At 63.2% G+C, this 14,952-nt stretch carries 18 protein-coding genes; 10 read left to right on the top strand and 8 right to left on the bottom strand.

The features are described from left to right. The first annotated feature begins 29 nt into the window (after positions 1 to 29). Positions 30 to 410, top strand: a complete 381-nt coding sequence (locus AB0O58_RS03030) for a VOC family protein (protein WP_032371769.1) — start codon at positions 30 to 32, stop codon at positions 408 to 410. Here AB0O58_RS03030 and AB0O58_RS03025 read toward each other — a convergent pair. Both AB0O58_RS03025 and AB0O58_RS03020 read right to left on the bottom strand, forming a co-directional pair. Continuing rightward, complete coding sequence (locus AB0O58_RS03025; RefSeq protein WP_366237868.1) at positions 397 to 747, bottom strand: hypothetical protein; 351 nt, start codon at positions 745 to 747, stop codon at positions 397 to 399. The genes AB0O58_RS03030 and AB0O58_RS03025 overlap by 14 nt on opposite strands. A gap of 58 nt (positions 748 to 805) precedes the next feature. Next, positions 806 to 1,486 (bottom strand): FadR/GntR family transcriptional regulator, encoded by a 681-nt coding sequence (locus tag AB0O58_RS03020; protein WP_366237867.1) that lies wholly within the window; start codon positions 1,484 to 1,486, stop codon positions 806 to 808. A 51-nt stretch (positions 1,487 to 1,537) separates the two neighbouring features. Between AB0O58_RS03020 and AB0O58_RS03015 the strand changes: the two genes are divergently transcribed. Then, positions 1,538 to 3,301 (top strand): 2-isopropylmalate synthase, encoded by a 1,764-nt coding sequence (locus tag AB0O58_RS03015; protein ID WP_366237866.1) that lies wholly within the window; start codon positions 1,538 to 1,540, stop codon positions 3,299 to 3,301. Here AB0O58_RS03015 and AB0O58_RS03010 read toward each other — a convergent pair. Beyond that, on the bottom strand, positions 3,298 to 4,020 hold the full coding sequence (locus tag AB0O58_RS03010) for an SDR family oxidoreductase (RefSeq protein ID WP_366237865.1): 723 nt from the start codon (positions 4,018 to 4,020) through the stop codon (positions 3,298 to 3,300). The genes AB0O58_RS03015 and AB0O58_RS03010 overlap by 4 nt on opposite strands. Positions 4,021 to 4,094: 74 nt before the next feature. On the opposite strand from AB0O58_RS03010, the gene AB0O58_RS03005 reads away from it, so the two are divergent. Then, complete coding sequence (locus tag AB0O58_RS03005; RefSeq protein WP_032367011.1) at positions 4,095 to 4,637, top strand: MarR family transcriptional regulator; 543 nt, start codon at positions 4,095 to 4,097, stop codon at positions 4,635 to 4,637. On the opposite strand, the gene AB0O58_RS03000 is transcribed toward AB0O58_RS03005, so the two are convergent. Further along, positions 4,638 to 5,777 carry an alpha/beta fold hydrolase gene (locus AB0O58_RS03000; RefSeq protein ID WP_032374923.1) on the bottom strand — a complete coding sequence of 380 codons (1,140 nt, stop codon included), beginning with the start codon at positions 5,775 to 5,777 and terminating at the stop codon, positions 4,638 to 4,640. Positions 5,778 to 5,961: 184 nt separating this feature from the next. On the opposite strand from AB0O58_RS03000, the gene AB0O58_RS02995 reads away from it, so the two are divergent. Then, positions 5,962 to 6,369 (top strand): hypothetical protein, encoded by a 408-nt coding sequence (locus AB0O58_RS02995; protein WP_052063101.1) that lies wholly within the window; start codon positions 5,962 to 5,964, stop codon positions 6,367 to 6,369. Here AB0O58_RS02995 and AB0O58_RS02990 read toward each other — a convergent pair whose 3' ends face one another. Continuing rightward, the gene (locus AB0O58_RS02990) at positions 6,370 to 7,164 is read right to left on the bottom strand and encodes a hypothetical protein (protein ID WP_032374924.1); all 795 of its coding nucleotides are present in this window, start codon (positions 7,162 to 7,164) and stop codon (positions 6,370 to 6,372) included. A gap of 135 nt (positions 7,165 to 7,299) precedes the next feature. On the opposite strand from AB0O58_RS02990, the gene AB0O58_RS02985 reads away from it, so the two are divergent. The 5 genes from AB0O58_RS02985 to AB0O58_RS02965 all read left to right on the top strand — a co-directional run bounded on the left by AB0O58_RS02985 (position 7,300) and on the right by AB0O58_RS02965 (position 11,765). Next, a complete protein-coding gene (locus AB0O58_RS02985; protein ID WP_032374925.1) occupies positions 7,300 to 9,183 on the top strand; it encodes a hypothetical protein in 1,884 nt (627 codons plus the stop codon). After that, on the top strand, positions 9,180 to 9,344 hold the full coding sequence (locus tag AB0O58_RS02980) for a hypothetical protein (protein WP_167326471.1): 165 nt from the start codon (positions 9,180 to 9,182) through the stop codon (positions 9,342 to 9,344). Before AB0O58_RS02985 ends, AB0O58_RS02980 begins: the two co-directional genes overlap by 4 nt. Position 9,345: 1 nt before the next feature. Continuing rightward, positions 9,346 to 9,762 (top strand): hypothetical protein, encoded by a 417-nt coding sequence (locus AB0O58_RS02975; protein WP_366237864.1) that lies wholly within the window; start codon positions 9,346 to 9,348, stop codon positions 9,760 to 9,762. Beyond that, positions 9,759 to 11,075, top strand: a complete 1,317-nt coding sequence (locus AB0O58_RS02970) for a hypothetical protein (protein WP_366237863.1) — start codon at positions 9,759 to 9,761, stop codon at positions 11,073 to 11,075. Before AB0O58_RS02975 ends, AB0O58_RS02970 begins: the two co-directional genes overlap by 4 nt. An 84-nt stretch (positions 11,076 to 11,159) precedes the next feature. Continuing rightward, complete coding sequence (locus AB0O58_RS02965) at positions 11,160 to 11,765, top strand: hypothetical protein (RefSeq protein ID WP_366237862.1); 606 nt, start codon at positions 11,160 to 11,162, stop codon at positions 11,763 to 11,765. On the opposite strand, the gene AB0O58_RS02960 is transcribed toward AB0O58_RS02965, so the two are convergent. Further along, positions 11,745 to 12,053: a hypothetical protein gene (locus AB0O58_RS02960; protein ID WP_366237861.1), complete on the bottom strand. Its 309-nt coding sequence runs from the start codon at positions 12,051 to 12,053 to the stop codon at positions 11,745 to 11,747. The two genes, AB0O58_RS02965 and AB0O58_RS02960, sit on opposite strands and share 21 nt — an antisense overlap. Positions 12,054 to 12,098: 45 nt before the next feature. After that, entirely contained in the window at positions 12,099 to 12,791 is a 693-nt protein-coding gene (locus AB0O58_RS02955; RefSeq protein ID WP_143544860.1) for a hypothetical protein, read from the bottom strand. Between the two features lie 76 nt (positions 12,792 to 12,867). Here AB0O58_RS02955 and AB0O58_RS02950 point away from each other — a divergent pair, with 76 nt between their 5' ends. After that, positions 12,868 to 13,341 carry a hypothetical protein gene (locus tag AB0O58_RS02950; RefSeq protein ID WP_283550003.1) on the top strand — a complete coding sequence of 158 codons (474 nt, stop codon included), beginning with the start codon at positions 12,868 to 12,870 and terminating at the stop codon, positions 13,339 to 13,341. A gap of 190 nt (positions 13,342 to 13,531) precedes the next feature. Here the strand turns inward: AB0O58_RS02950 and AB0O58_RS02945 are convergent, their stop codons facing one another. After that, positions 13,532 to 14,779 (bottom strand): SMI1/KNR4 family protein, encoded by a 1,248-nt coding sequence (locus tag AB0O58_RS02945; protein WP_366237860.1) that lies wholly within the window; start codon positions 14,777 to 14,779, stop codon positions 13,532 to 13,534. Positions 14,780 to 14,952 lie beyond the last annotated feature (173 nt).

Genomic DNA, 14,952 nt, shown 5'->3' with positions numbered 1-14,952 from the left:
GACGCCGGGGCAGGTGTAAATTCCCGCCCATGGCATGTCGAATCAGTGAACTCGTACTCGAAGGTCGCGATCCCGAGGCCTTGGCATCGTTCTGGTGTGAGGTGTTGGACTTCGTCGTATTGGACAGGGAGGGTGACGGTTCCGTCGAGATCGGTGCGCGCGACGGTTTCGGCGGCTCGCAGCCGACCATCATATTCATCCCCAGTGAGAAACCCGAGCCGGCGAAACCTCGGCTGCACATCGACGTCAATGCAACCGATCGAGATCAGGACGCCGAGCTCGAACGACTGCTCACCCTCGGTGCCCGACGAGTGGATATCGGCCAGACCGGCCAGGAGTCGTGGCACGTGCTGGCGGATCCGGAAGGCAACGAATTCTGTTTGCTGCGTCCAAGACTCAGTCCTGTGTGACGGTACTGTCCTGGCGGTGATCGGCACCCGTCGACCGTCTGGACCAGTAGCTGGCCAGCAGCGATCCGGATACGTTGTGCCACACCGAGAAGATCGCCGCGGGGAGTGCTGCAGCGGGTGAGAAGTGTACCGAGGCCAGTGCCGCTGCCAAGCCCGAGTTCTGCATACCGACTTCGATGCTGATCGCACGACGGCTGGCGACATCGAGTCCGCATGCCCTACCGATTCCGTAGCCCACCGCGAGGCCCAGCGAGTTGTGCAGCACGACGGCAACGACGATGAGGGCACCGATCGACAGCAGGGTCGGCGCGCTGGCGGACACCACGAGGACAACCACGCAACGGATTCTGTACTCGGACGGTGTTAGTAGCTGACAAGCCTTGACCGGCCGGTGCTCACGTCGGAGGGGCGATGGTCGTCGACAACTCCAGTAGATGTGTGCGGGTGAGCGCGTGAGCGCGGTGCTCTTCGCGTGCGGCGATTGCCTCGACGACGTGTGTATGGGCGTCGTGGTCTGCGTCCTCTCCGAACGCGCCCTTGATCTTCAGCATGTCGATCATGGCGGTCCGTAGCCGTGGGGCCATGGAGTCGAAGAGTTCGAGCAGGATGTCGTTGTGCGACGCGACCACGATGGCGCGGTGAAAAGCCATGTCCGCCTCCACCAGATCGACCGCGTCGGCGCGGGCGGTGTTGCGTAGCTCGAGTGAGCGACGGATCGCGTCGAGGTCGGCGGGAGTGCGTCGGGCTGCGGCGAGAGCTGCTGCCTCACCTTCGATGGCGAGGCGGGCTTCGAGGACCGCGGTGATGTGTGCGCGCTGGAGAACTTTGTCCCAGTCCGTCCGCGCCTCGTCGATCGATTCGACGAAGACTCCTGATCCCTGCCGGGTTACTAGGATTCCGCGTCCCGCCAGTTGTCTGATGGCCTCGCGCATCGTCGATCGGCCGACGTCGAACATGGGGGCAAGGGTCGTTTCACCTGGCAGTTTGGTGCCGACCGGCCACTCACCGGACTGAATTTTGGCATGCAGCAGCGCGGCGGCCTGATCGGCCAACGACGTTCGGCGTATCGCGGTCACAAACGAAGACTACTCCTCAGCTTGTCTGAGGAGTGATGCTACATTGCTCGCATGCGTACAGATTTCCCCACTCTGTCCACTCCCGCCGGACCCGTTCCCGCCGGCGCGCCCACCTGGAATCGGCAGCGGCACTCCCAGATGCCGTCGCATCGTTACCGTGACGTCTACGCCAAGGTCGACATTCCGCTGACCCGGCGTCGCTGGCCGGAGCGACGGTTGACCGAGGCGCCGCTGTGGGTGCCGGTCGATCTGCGCGACGGCAACCAAGCGTTGCCCGAGCCGATGGATCCTGCCCGCAAAAAACAGTTCTTCGAGTTGATGGTTGCGATGGGCTACAAGGAAATCGAAGTCGGGTATCCCTCGGCATCGCAGACCGATTTCGATTTCGTGCGGCTGCTGGCACACACCGATCTGGCACCCGACGACGTCACCGTGGTCGTCTTCACCCCGGCTCGACGCGACCTGATCGAGCGAACCGTGGAGTCGATCCGCGGAATCACCAACGACGTCGTGATCCACATGTACACCGCCACGGCTCCTACGTGGCGCGAGGTCGTGCTCGGCCGGGAGGCCAACGAGCTTCGCTCACTGATACTTTCGGGCGCAGCCGACGTTCTCGAACTTGCCGGCGACCTGCCCAACGTGCGATTCGAGTTCTCACCCGAGGTCTTCAATCTCACCGAACCCGACTACGTCCTCGATGTCTGCGATGCGGTGACGACTCTGTGGGACGCGACGCAGCAGCGGCCGGTCATCCTGAATTTGCCTGCCACAGTGGAGGTCGCGACGCCGAATGTCTATGCGGACCAGATCGAGTACATGAACGACAACCTTGCGCGACGAGACAGCGTAATCCTGTCGGTGCATCCACACAACGACCGCGGGACCGGCATTGCCTGCGCCGAGCTGGCCGTCCTGGCCGGAGCGCAGCGGGTGGAGGGCTGCGTATTCGGCAACGGCGAGCGCACCGGAAACGTCGACATCGCCACTCTCGCATTGAATTTGCACGCGCAGGGTGTCGATCCCATGATCGACTTCTCCGACATCGATCAGATTCGACGCACCGTCGAATACTGCAACCAGCTCGAGATTCACCCGCGGCATCCGTATGTCGGCGACCTCGTACACACCGCCTTCAGCGGTACGCACCAGGACGCCATCAGGAAGGGTTTCGTCGAGCATCGCACTCGGGCGCTGAGCGAAGGCCGTTCCGAGCGGGACATCGAATGGCGGGTGCCGTACCTGCCGATCGACCCCGACGACATCGGTCGCTCGTACGACGCGGTCATTCGCGTGAATTCGCAGTCGGGCAAGGGAGGAATCGCGTATCTCCTCGAAACCAACTACGGCATCGAACTTCCGCGTCGCCTGCAGATCGACCTCGCCCGGCACGTGCAGGCCCGCACGGATTCTGTCGGTACCGAACTGTCGGCCGAGCAACTCTGGGACGTCTTCCAGGAGGTGTACATCGGTGTCGACGAACCCGGCGTGACCCTGATCGGTTTCGACTCTCACGATGACGACGGGTCCGCCGACACCTGCATCACATTGAAGATCGACGGCACGTCCTTCGAGACTTCACACACGGGAGTCGGACCCGTCGAGGCGCTCGTCGACGCGTTGTCTGCTCATGGCAGGCACGTGGACATCCTCGGTCTGACGCAGACGAGTGTGCGAGCCGGCAACGACAGTGATGCGGTCTCGATGCTCGAATATCGCTCTGCCACTGGGCCTCGATGGGCGGCAGGGATCGATCGCTCCGTTCTGTCCGCCACCCTCGACGCGGTTCTTCGTGCGGCCAATGCGTCGACCTAACGGGATGGCCACTCACCGCCGTTGACGGCGAATGTCTGGGCGGTGATCTGACGGGCGCGATCGGATGCCAGGAATTCCACCATCTCGGCTATGTCCCGTGGTGCTCCGGCGCGTCCGGTCATGGCGGATGCGGCCATACCGTCCTTCGCGTCGTCGGTCAGGACGTCGCGGAAGAATTCGGTGTCGGCAATGTAGCCGGGTGCAACAACATTCGCGGTGATGGATCGCGAACCGAGTTGCCGTGCGAGGTCGATGTTCCATGACGCAATGGCGGCCTTGGCCGAGCCGTACGAGCCCGATCCTTTGTCTGCGGCGATCGACCCGATGGTGACAATGGCACCGCCGTCGTTCATTCGCGGAAGCAGGCCGGTGGTCATCAGGACGGCCGTGAGCACGTTGGACTCGAAGTTCGCTCGCCACGAATCGGCAATGTCGCTCAGGCCGTTCGGCGGTGTGCGGTCGAAGTCGGTGTTGCCGCCGGCGTTGTTGACCAGTACGTCGACCGGCCCGACTGCTGCTGCGAACTCCGTCACGGCCTCTGCATCGGTTGCATCGACCGAAGCCGCTTCGACGTTTCCGGCAATGTCTCGGGCGGCGTGTTCGAGAGCGGTCAGCCGTCGGCCTGTAATGATCACGCGCGCACCGTCTTCTGCGAAGCGGGTTGCTATCGCGCGTCCGATGCCGGTGCCGCCTCCGGTTACCACGACTGTTCGTGTCACTTCGATCTCCTCGACGTTGTAGACTTCGTTTAGACCTAAACGAAGTTACAGCACATGACAGCGGGGAGCGAACAGTGACCGATCTCGATCCGGATGATCCCATCGACGCGATAGCGATGGCGTGGACGAGGGAGCGCCCGGATACGCCGGTCGACTCGATTGCCATCGTGACTCGTATTGCTCACGTAGCCAAGCTGTTCGGTGACGATCGGTCGCGTCTGCTGAGGCAGTCCGGAGCCGACTCGGCCATCCTCGATCTGTTGTCGACGCTTCGCCGAGCCGGGCCTCCGTACCGTCTCAGCACCAGGGATCTCGCCGGCGCGGCGCTCGTCACGGCTGGGGCGATCACCCAACGCGTCGATCGTGCGGAGCAGCAGGGTCTGGTCGTCCGTCATCCCCGTTCCGATGGAACACGGCAGGTCGACGTCGAATTGACCGAATCCGGCCATCGCACAGTCGAACGCCTTGTGGACGAGGTACTGGGACGGGAGGCGGAGCTGCTCGAAAACCTCACTGCTCGGGAGAAGGAGCAGCTGGAATCGCTACTGCGACGACTGCTCGGGGAAATGCACGACGTGCTCGGCAGCGATCGTCGTCCGCCGCATGTCGGTGGCTGATCAGTGCAGCATGTCGAGTATTCGAGGTAGGGCGTCGTCGACGGTTGCGGTGATGACGTCGTAATGAGTGGCACCGGGCACGGGCAGGTAGGTCACGTCGCGGATGCCCTGTGCCACCAGTTCCGCAGCGAGGGCGGTCGTCAGAGCCGGCGGCACGACGGTGTCGGCAAGACCCTGCTCGATGGTCACCGGCCGTGTGTATCCGGTGGTCGGCACGGATAGGTAGTCGCGGATGGCCGAGGTCATCGCGGGGTCGGAGAGCGATCGAGCCAGAAGTTGTTGTGGTGCAACACCACTGACCTTCTCTCGTAGGTCGCTGATGCAATTGTCCTCTGCATGCGCCAGGTAGTCGCGCCCCAGTTCGCTGAGGTAGCTGTTGACGTCGAGATCCGGCCGGGAATCCCTGAGCCCGTACAGGACGTAGATCAGGGTGGCCGTGATGTTGTCGAGAGGTGCGATTCGGGGAGTGGTGGGTGAGAGCAGCGGAAGGACGGCTTCGAGGCTCGACGACGGTGCGAACGACATCACCCCGCGAAAGTCCGACCGTTCTCCGTAGATATCGGCGCGAGCCCCGGTGGTGAGTGCTGCTGCGCCGCCCTGAGAGTGTCCGGCTGCAACCCAGGTGCGGGACAGCTCGGGTAGTTCGTCTGCGGCAGCGCTGACGATGTCGGTGACGGCGTTCGCCTCCGAGATGCTGTTCAGGTAGTGGTGGGCGTCGGTGGTTCCGAGTCCGATGTAATCCGTCGAGACAACGGCCGTGCCGCTTCGTAGCAGCTGGGTGAGCAGGGGCTTGGACAGCTCGACGGCCATGGGGTCCTCGGCGGCACCGTCGTCGAGTGCTGTGCTCAGGGCGCATGAATTACCCACGCCGACGGTCCCTTTGGCCCACGACACGACCGGCCATCCTCCCGGTGGTGGTGTGCCGAAGGGGAGGTAGACCTGTCCGCGGGCAACCGCGGCGCGCCCGTGCTCGTCGGTGGTTGCGTAGGACAGTGCGTAACCCGCTGCGGCACCGTCGATCAGCCGCGGAAGCACATCGATGGACGTTGCCGGTGCCGCGTCGGCGATGGGGTTGAGAAGTCCCGCGCCGCCGAACACTGCCACCGCTGCAGGCAGAATCAAGATGGTGCGAATCTTCATGGCTTCCTTCGGTTCGACCGTCCATGGCGACGTTCTGCCCGAACCCGCCCCGCAGGCAGAGTACACAGGGGCGCAGCTGAAACTGGTCTGAATAGAACGAGACCAATCGGACTTGTTCTGGCAGAATCGACAACTACGCCGGGGTGCGGCCGCAACCGAAGGACGACCAACACATGACGTCACCGTGAACAAGCTATCGACGGTGACACTGCTGATCCTGTTGGGTGCAGCCGGAACGTTCAACGGAATGTCGTTGACCTCAGACCCCACCGGGCGGTCACTCGGCTTGGATGTCGACATGCTCCCCGCGTGGCATACCTGGGACTACCGCATGTCCGGGCTGTTCGTGTTGATTTTTCTCGGACTCGGATCGTTGATCTCGGTTGCTGCTGTGCTCGTCGATGCGTACGACGCTCCGACGTGTGTCGTGTTCGTGGGGTTGGTGACCATCGGGTGGGTGGTGTGGCAGATCCTCGTACTCGATATCGACGCGCCCCGCGCCCAAATCCCCCTCACCCTGTTGGGGGTCGCTTTGACCATCCTCGCGATCGGACAATTCCGCGCGCGTGCCCGCGACCGCAGCCGACAGTAGTTACACGCCGACTGATCCGAGGAGCGCTTCTCCCGGATCGACGACCGCCACGGCGGCAGCGACGAAGAGCAGTGCCATCCCGATCGTCATCACCGCGCCGAGCGACCCGAGGGTGACGAACATTCGACGGTGGGGGCGATCTTTGGAGTCCGTCGCCGCGTACCGACGGAACGCGATCACGGTTCCGGTACCGACAACGGCGATCACCACACCCGTCGCGACGATCACCGCCCAGTTGTAGTGCTCGACCTGTGTGAGCAGCTCGAGCAGAGGCGGCCTCGTATCTCCGCTCCGCACACCACTTTGGATCAGTGACTGCGCCGTCTTCCCGTCCGCGTTGTCGTCGGAGAGCATCGGAAGCAGGGCGACGACGGGAGCGACCGTCGACTGGATGTTGATCACGGCGACGAACACCGAAAACAGCGACAGCACGGTCGAAGTACTCGCAGCGATCACGTAACCCGTGCCGGCAGCCAGGGATCGCCTCCACAGCGTCGCCGCCAGCAGGCCCAGAACGGCGGTCAGCAGTACCGAGATGACGATCTTGATGGCGTGCCACGCGAACCAGTAGTCCACCATCTCCGCCAACCCGGGAGGAAAGGTGCGAACATCGCTGCCCCAGTACTCGACCAATCCACGGCCGAGCAGCTCGCTCATGGCGGACTGATCCTGGAACTGGGGATAACTTCCGCGCAGCAGAGCAGCCGGTCCGAGAATGAACGCGGCTACCAATAATGCCCCTGCACATGCCAACAGAACGATCGACCAGCGGCCGCGGTGGATGGGCTTACTCATTGGGTGACTCACGGACGAGAGTCAATCATCGAGGGGCCGGGCGCACATCACTCTGTAGGACTAGATCGAGGAGCAGCGAGCCACCGATTGTCCCGAACTCCACCGAAACGGCGGCCTGTGGTCCATACTCTCGCTATGGTCAATGTAAGTGTGACGACGGGTAACGTCATTGCTCAGTCGGAAAGCGGAGGCGCGGCGCTGGACCAGGTCTTCGGTATGACGGCAGCCGCGGCCGTCGTGTCGTTGTTTCTGCTGTACCTGGCATTCATGCACCGCACTCGCCGCATCACGTGGCTGGCGAGGCTGGCGGACTACGCGGGATCGAAACTGAACTTGCCCGGCTGGGCTGCGCTTCCGCTGGTCCTGTTCGTCTCGACGATCCTGACGGCATTCTTCGGGTTCATCTGGGACGTCAGTCTGCACATCGGACGAGGACGCGACGAGGGGCCACTGGCCAACCCGGCCCACTACTTCATCCTGGTCGGCTTGTTCTTCCTGTTCATCGCGGGCGCGCTGGCGATCATCCTGCCGCTCGACGAGAAGCCCGGTCGTGCGGCCGTCAAGATCACCCGCACCTGGTATGCGCCCACGGGCGGTCTGCTGATCGCGGGCAGTGGTCTGTATGCGCTCATCGGTTTTCCGTTGGACGACATCTGGCACCGCATCTTCGGCCAGGACGTCACGCTGTGGGGGCCGACGCACCTGATGCTGATCGGCGGTGCCGGACTGTCTCTCATCGGCGTCCTGCTGCTCGAGCACGAAGGCAGACTGGCGCTCGCCGCAGCACGGCAGACCTCCCCCGACGAGGTGGACGAAACTGCGCAGGGCCCCAGGCGCTCGGTGTTGTCCTGGATTCTCAAGGCCAGCGCCTTCGGTGGCCTCCTCATCGGACTGTCGGTGTTCCAGATCGAATTCGACTTCGGAGTCGAGCAGTTCCGGTTGGTGTTCCAACCGATGCTCATCGTCGGTGCCGGCGCGTTCGCACTCGTCGCCGCACGACTTGTCGTGGGACGGGGCGCGACTCTGTTCGTCGTCGCATTTGCCGCGGTCATTCGCGAGCTGACGGCATTCGTCGTCGGTCCAGTTCTGGGTGAACCGCACAACGTCTTCGCGCTGTTCCTCGGGATCGCGGTGGTGGTCGAACTCGTCGGTCTCACTCCGCTCGTGGTGCACAGACTTCGATTCGGAATGCTCGCAGGATTCGCTGCCGCAACCGTGGGCCTGTGGCTCGAATCATTGTGGATCGACGCGGTATTCGTCTACCCGTGGCCGACGTCGATGTGGGTCGAGGCGCTTGCGATGGCAATACCCGTCGGCGTCATGTGTGGGCTGACGGCGGGACTGTTCGCGCAACTGCTCAGCGGTGACGGGCTGCCGGCACCTGCTGTCCGGCGCACGATCGTCGTCGCGTTGGTACTCGTACTCGGCGGCGCGACAGCCAACGGTTTGATGATCGATGTACCGGAAAACGCAACGGCGACGGTCACTCTCGCCGATGCCGCGCCGCAGGACGGTGGCCGCATGGTGACGGCGACGGTCCGTCTCGATCCAGCCGATCTGGTGTCCGACGACCCCGAATGGGTGGCGATCCTGGCATGGCAGGGAGCCGGTGACACTCTGCGTGGTCTGGTCGTCGATCGTCTCGAACGAACCGGGCCCGGGATGTATCAGTCGACCCGTCCGGTTCCGGCGCACGGAACGTGGAAGACGTTCCTGCGTATCCAGGACGGTCGAACGTTGACCGGAACGCCGATCTTCATGGCGGCCGATCCCGGCATCGGCGCATCCGAGGTCTCGGCCGACGCCCAGTTCACGCGGCAGTTGCAGAGCGAGACTGCGCTGCTGCAGCGTGAGCGGAGCTTCGATCACCCGGCGTGGCTGTTCGGTGCCGCATCACTCGTCGTGCTCGTCTGCACTCTGGCCTTGATCTGGGCTCTGTCGTGGGGCGCAGTGCGCATCAGTACCGAGACCCCAGGAGCTTCGGTGTCACGCAGGACGCTGGACTCGAGCTCCGTATGACGGCAGCATCCGACGTCGTCTATCTCGCCGATCATTCTGTGGTGCTGGCCATTCCGGCGGTCGCGCCTGCGTTGATCATCGTGGCCGCGGTGCTGTACGTCGTCAGGAAGGACCGCCGGGCGGAGCGCGCAGAGAAACTCGAACAAGAAGGAGAGCACTGACATGGGACTGTCGCCAGTGCGGGCAGCGATCATCGGGTGTGCAACGGTGGCGCTGATGGCCGGCTGCGGATCGTCGTCCGGTACCTCGCCCACCGCGGCAGAACCGGTGCCCAGCACCGACTCCACCGCGTCGGTGTCTGCGCAGCCCGATACCCTGCGGATAAATGTCTCGATCGTCGGCGACACGGTCGAACCGACCAATCAACGCCTCGACGCCTCTGTGGGACAATCGATTTCGATGTCGATCACCAGTGATGTCGCCGACGAACTGCACGTGCATTCGGTTCCCGAGCACACCTTCGAGATCGAGCCGGGCAAAGATCAGCTGTTCACGTTCACCGTCGATGTGCCTGGGCAGGTGGATATCGAACTGCACCACAGCGACCGCACTGTCGCCACGCTCGTCGTTCGTCCGTGATTCTCGCCCACGGCCTCGGTGGGTCGACCGATCTGCCGATCCCGGTCACCTACGCACTGATCGGAGGGGCGTGGGCGCTGGCGGCGTCGTTCGTGCTGCTGCTGTTCGCGTGGCGTCGCCCCAGACTCGACCCCACGCGTGTCCTCGTGGCGTTGCCGCGGACGACGGTGGTGGCTGATTCGGCGCTCGTCCGGGGTCTCATCGGGACCCTGTCGGTGCTACTGGCAAGTACTGTCGCCGCAGCATCGGTGTGGGGGCCACAGGATTCCAGCAACGCGTTGCTCGGCACCTTCTACGTTCTGGTGTGGGTGGGCATCGTTCCGGCGTCGCTGTTGTTGGGGCCGTTCTGGCGAATCGTGTCTCCGATGCGGGCGCTACACCGCGTCGTGTGCGGATTGCTGCGTCGTCCGACGTCGGCGGCAATCGTCCCGTACCGCCGCGAATGGGGTTGCGTACCAGCAGTTGTCGGTCTCTTCGCATTCGTCTGGCTCGAACTGGCCTCACCCGACTCAGGCTCGGTTTCGGCTGTTCGTCTGTGGTGCGCGGTGTACGTCGTGTCGATGGCAGTCGGTGCGGCGATCTTCGGCGACGAATGGTTCTCTCGTGCAGACCCTTTCGAGGTGTACAGCGACACGGTATCTCGGTTGTCTCCACTCACCCGAGATACCGCGTGCGGCGTGCTGGCGCTGCGGTATCCGCTCGACGGTGCGGTGAGCCTGCCGGTGCAGCGGGGCACGGTGGCCGTGCTCGCCGTTCTGCTCGGGTCCACCGCCTTCGACAGCATCGGGCAGATACCGGCATGGCGTTCGTTGGTCGACGAATCCGCTCTCGGATCGGTGCCGACGAGAACTCTGGGGTTGATTGCCGTGATCTGCGTTGTTGGAGCGGCGTTCTGGAGTGCGGCCCGCGCCGTCGGAGGGGTGTCGCGTAGTCGTCGCTCCGCGCTACCCGGCCTGCTCGCCCATTCCCTGATCCCGATCGTGGTGGGCTACATGACGGCTCACTACCTCACGTACTTCGTCGAAAAGGGGCAGCAGACAATCATTTCGCTGTCGGATCCACTCGGCAACGGCGCGAATGTACTGGGGCTGCGGGATGCATCGGTCTCCTACGTCCTGTCGAATCACCCGTCGATCGTTGCCGGCATCGCCGTCCTGGCGGTCGTGGTGGGGCACCTGGTGGGCATCACCCTCGCCCACGACGCGTCGCTGCGAACTCTGCCGAAAGAACACGCGGCTACCGGTCAACTCGCCATGATGGTCGTGATGGTGCTCTACACATTCGGTGGATTGTTCCTGCTGTTCGGTGCGTGATCGGGCCGCTCGCGAATTGAGGGTTGTCCGAAATTCGTAACAATGACGGGGCAGGAACGCTACTCTTCCTGCACGATGTGCACTGTGGACCGCCCGATACCCAAGCGAGAGAAGCGGGTGCGCCCTCCCGGAAAAGTCCTGGCCGCTATCACTTTCCTGTTGTGCGCGGCGGCGTTGTTCGGGTCGATGAACTACTGGCCTGTTGCCGGGCGAGTCTTCAACCTACTCAATTTCGTTGTCTTCGTTGCAGTTGCGCTGATCCTCCTCGTCGTGGGCGTCGTCTGGTGGTACAAGACTGTGAAGTACCTACGGTCAGGGCAGCCGTGGTCGCGGATGATCGCCGTGGCACCGGTCATCGTCGTGATCGGACTGGTTCTGGCGCTCACTATTCCGGAGCCATCGTTCGAGCGGTCGAAGCCGAAGTTCGACGCGTTCGTCGCTACCCTGCCTGCTACCGGACCAGTGAATGTGGACAACGTGTCGATCGACGCGTTCGACGTCAGTGTCAGCCGCGGGTTGAACGAGACCGAGGTCTACTTCGTCGACGCGGATACCGTGTTCTTCAGCTACATTTCCGGCTGGATCTATTCTCCCGACGGTCCGCCTCAACCACGATCGTCGAGTGAAGAGCTCGACTACACCAGCCTCGGCGGGCCCTGGTATAGGTTTTCACTCACCTTCGACTTCTGACCTGTGAGGGGTCTGCGTTCTGGTCCGTCCGCGTCGGACCCGGGAAATCGTCACCGCTGCCAACACCAACCCTGCGAGTGTCATGAAGTCGGACTCGGTGAGACCCCGTTCTGCATCGACCACGTACAACGTCCTGCCTTCGATGGGGGCGTTGAAGAACAGCCACAGCACCGAGACGACACTCAGCGATATCGCCGCGGGCCACGACGGCCTGGCCAGACACCAAGCTGCTGAGGCGAACACGGCGTTCATCAGAACGAGGGCATGGAACGGATCGATAGATGGCACCGGTACATCATGACGGAGTGCGTGACGGACGACGACATCCTGAGCTCAGCGTTCACCGCGACAGAAAACCCGCGCTTCGGGATCTGCCGACCGGTCGGGAGTCAAGTCGGCACAGTCCTTCATGACGGGCAGGCCCTGATAGTCGGCCAGTTGCGGACATACGTATGCAAGTGCCGAGTAGACGAGAAGATCGTATTGAGCGACCTGATCGCTTGGAATCGACGGTGCCGCCCGATCGCTCGGATGCAGTTGCTCCCACATCTGGGGAACTCCGGAACCGGCGATCGAGTTGCACGTTGCTCGTCCGTACTGTGCAACCTGGCCTCGGAGGGCGCGGAACTCGACTCCCGAGTGCAGCGACCCGTCATTGATGGGAAGGCCGCACACTGCACGTGAGAAGGCTGCGTCTGCGCCGATCGGAACTTCGTCGTTCGGTCCTAATCGCCACTCCGTGCGCTTGTCCTCGGCGAGTTGTGCGGGTGATGGGAACGATTGATCCGGGTAGGCGGCACGCTGGTCGTCGAACACCGTCTGCCAGTACGTGACGTAGTCATCCTCGGTGATGTTCGGCTGGTCGGAGTCCACGCATACAGCGGTGTCGTCGACGGGAGCGTTGACAGGAGCGGTGGTGAAGTAGCGCTCGGGCGTCGGCGACGCGGTAGTGGGTGGGGCCACGGCCGGTGTGCCGCATGCGGTTGCCACGAACACTGCAGCAACCGGGATGATCGACCACCTCATGCCGCCAAACCCTAACAGGGAGTGGCGGTTCGCATCTGACACCCGGCCGCCCATGTGCAGCTGGGATACTCACGTGGTGAACCCCTTCTTCCCGAACCGAGAGCAAGTGTTGACCGGGACATGGACGCCATCGAGTGGAGTCGAGATAACGCATGCTGACCTGCCTGACCCGTGGTTGCGTGCTATCCACCGACTCAGCCATGACCTGCATGTGCGTCAGTACGGTGGCGACATCGAACACATTGGTTGGGTAGCAGAGTACGACCCCGACGGTGGCGCGGTGTGGCTTGCGAGCGCGGTAACCATCGCCGGCCGGCGAGCTAACGGCTTGAACGGCAACGGCACTGGCGCGTATGTCGATGCCGATGAAGATGCTGCGTTATGGTCGATGGCGGATCTTGTCCAGAACGCAGTAGCCGAGGCCCACACAGCGTGGCCGTGGGGTGATGCCGGCGGGTTCATGAGCCCTCAGCTCGTCGACGAAGTAGCTGTGTGGCGTGACAGGAACGGCGGCATCACACGAATGGGAGACCTCGCAGAGAGCACGTGATCACTTGAGCGCAATCGCGCCATCAACGTCGTGGATCTGCTTGCACCGCATGGTCGACCGCGTGACGGATCCAGCGTTCGTTTCGGTCGGCTGGAGCCAGTTTCGGAGAACTCTCACCGCACGTCGGGATGATTCCCAAGTAGGTGTTGCGGCATTGCCTGCTGCATCGAATGCGCCATCGGCTGGTCTTCTACCGCTCGACCTCGATGTCCCACTGCAGACGGCCGTCGACAATCGAGGGACGCCACCCTCCGTCGAATGGCCTCCCTGACTCCAGACTGGTCGCAAGATCATCGAGTAGCGCGCTGATGGAAAACCATCGCGGCCCAGCATCATCCGCGTTCACTTTGTCGAAGACGGTCACGCAGCCGTTCAACTCACCTGGTCGGGCATCTACGAACAGAAAGTAGCCGTCCATTCCCGCGATCGGGATGAACTCGTCGACGAAGGTCCACGCGGCTTCGCCCGCGGTGTTGGCGATCACCCGGTCGGGATCGTTCTCCGCGTCGCCGGTCTGCCAGATGTCGGTCATCATGTCACGTTCGTCGAGCATCGCGTCGAGACCGAACAACTCGTATCCGGGGAACAATGCCATCCATGGCTCACGTGGGAGACCGTCGACGCAGCGGAAGAGTTCGACGAGCTCGCTCGGCCACTTCACTCCGGTTCGCCTCTGGGCATCGGCGATACGAGTTTCGTCGGCACCAGTGATGACGTAGTTCGGCACATTCGTTTCGAACCAGGCGGCAATCCGATTCCAGTGCCGCATGACGCTCGATGGTTCTGTCGCATACCGGACGGGAGGTCGTGATGCACGGGTAGCAGCATCAGCCACACGCTCGAGTGCCTGGTGCCGCTCGCCCTCGACGCCGTCGAGAACGACCTGCGCGAGGTCCGACTTCGACAACGCTGGATCGCCGAAACCCTTGACCCAGGCGAACTCCGCACCCAAGCACACGAAGATCGGCGACAGTGGCCCGGCGTCGGGTGTTTCGCGTTGCGTCAAGCTCAGACCGGCGTCGACCAAGGCACGTAACGCTTCGGCCCGATTGGCCTCCCGCCCGCTGTCCAGAACAGAGGAACCCGGTGTCGACGTCGGGCATGCGACTTGCCATCCCGTGTTGTCGTCGGGGTTCAGCTCACCGTGCTCGGGTACGTCGATGCGCGCGGGTAGGCCCTGCGGATCGAGCATCATCGCCGGCGTGAGCTCGAAGAGATGCTGCTCCAGGCCGGTGTCGTCCCGAAACCGTCGAAACATTCGATACGTGATCTCGGAGGGAAGGATGATCTGCGCAAGGCCCCCGAACTCATCGTGAACAACGCCGTCGGGGGTCTCGATACGCAACAGTGTCGCGGCGATGAAGGTCCCGGACGCTGCGAGGGTCCACCCCCGCGGAACATGATCGGTCGGCGGCCGATACGCAAGGTCGATGGTCACTGCGACTTGGCCTGGACGCGCAGCACAGACATTCACACCGATTTCAGACGCCGCAACGACCGACTCTGGGTCGGGAACCGCATGCACGTGGTGTCCGGTCGACACCAGCGAGTACCAACCATCGGGGACATGAATGTTCGCCGTGTTCACAACGTCCGAATCTACTGTGCGGG

This window comes from Rhodococcus sp. NPDC080181, assembly GCF_040702225.1.
GTDB classification, from domain to species: Bacteria; Actinomycetota; Actinomycetes; order Mycobacteriales; family Mycobacteriaceae; genus Rhodococcoides; species Rhodococcoides fascians.
Note: the sequence above shows the minus strand (reverse complement) of the source record. Positions and strands in the feature narration are given on the sequence as shown.

Bases quoted from the DNA above. Each gene is read 5' to 3' on its own strand.
- AB0O58_RS03030 (WP_032371769.1), top strand. From the start codon at position 30: ATGGCATGTCGAATCAGTGAACTCGTACTCGAAGGTCGCGATCCCGAG.
- AB0O58_RS03015 (WP_366237866.1), top strand. From the start codon at position 1,538: ATGCGTACAGATTTCCCCACTCTGTCCACTCCCGCCGGACCCGTTCCC.
- AB0O58_RS03000 (WP_032374923.1), bottom strand. From the start codon at position 5,777: ATGAAGATTCGCACCATCTTGATTCTGCCTGCAGCGGTGGCAGTGTTC.
- AB0O58_RS02990 (WP_032374924.1), bottom strand. From the start codon at position 7,164: ATGAGTAAGCCCATCCACCGCGGCCGCTGGTCGATCGTTCTGTTGGCA.
- AB0O58_RS02985 (WP_032374925.1), top strand. From the start codon at position 7,300: ATGGTCAATGTAAGTGTGACGACGGGTAACGTCATTGCTCAGTCGGAA.
- AB0O58_RS02980 (WP_167326471.1), top strand. From the start codon at position 9,180: ATGACGGCAGCATCCGACGTCGTCTATCTCGCCGATCATTCTGTGGTG.
- AB0O58_RS02975 (WP_366237864.1), top strand. From the start codon at position 9,346: ATGGGACTGTCGCCAGTGCGGGCAGCGATCATCGGGTGTGCAACGGTG.
- AB0O58_RS02955 (WP_143544860.1), bottom strand. From the start codon at position 12,791: ATGAGGTGGTCGATCATCCCGGTTGCTGCAGTGTTCGTGGCAACCGCA.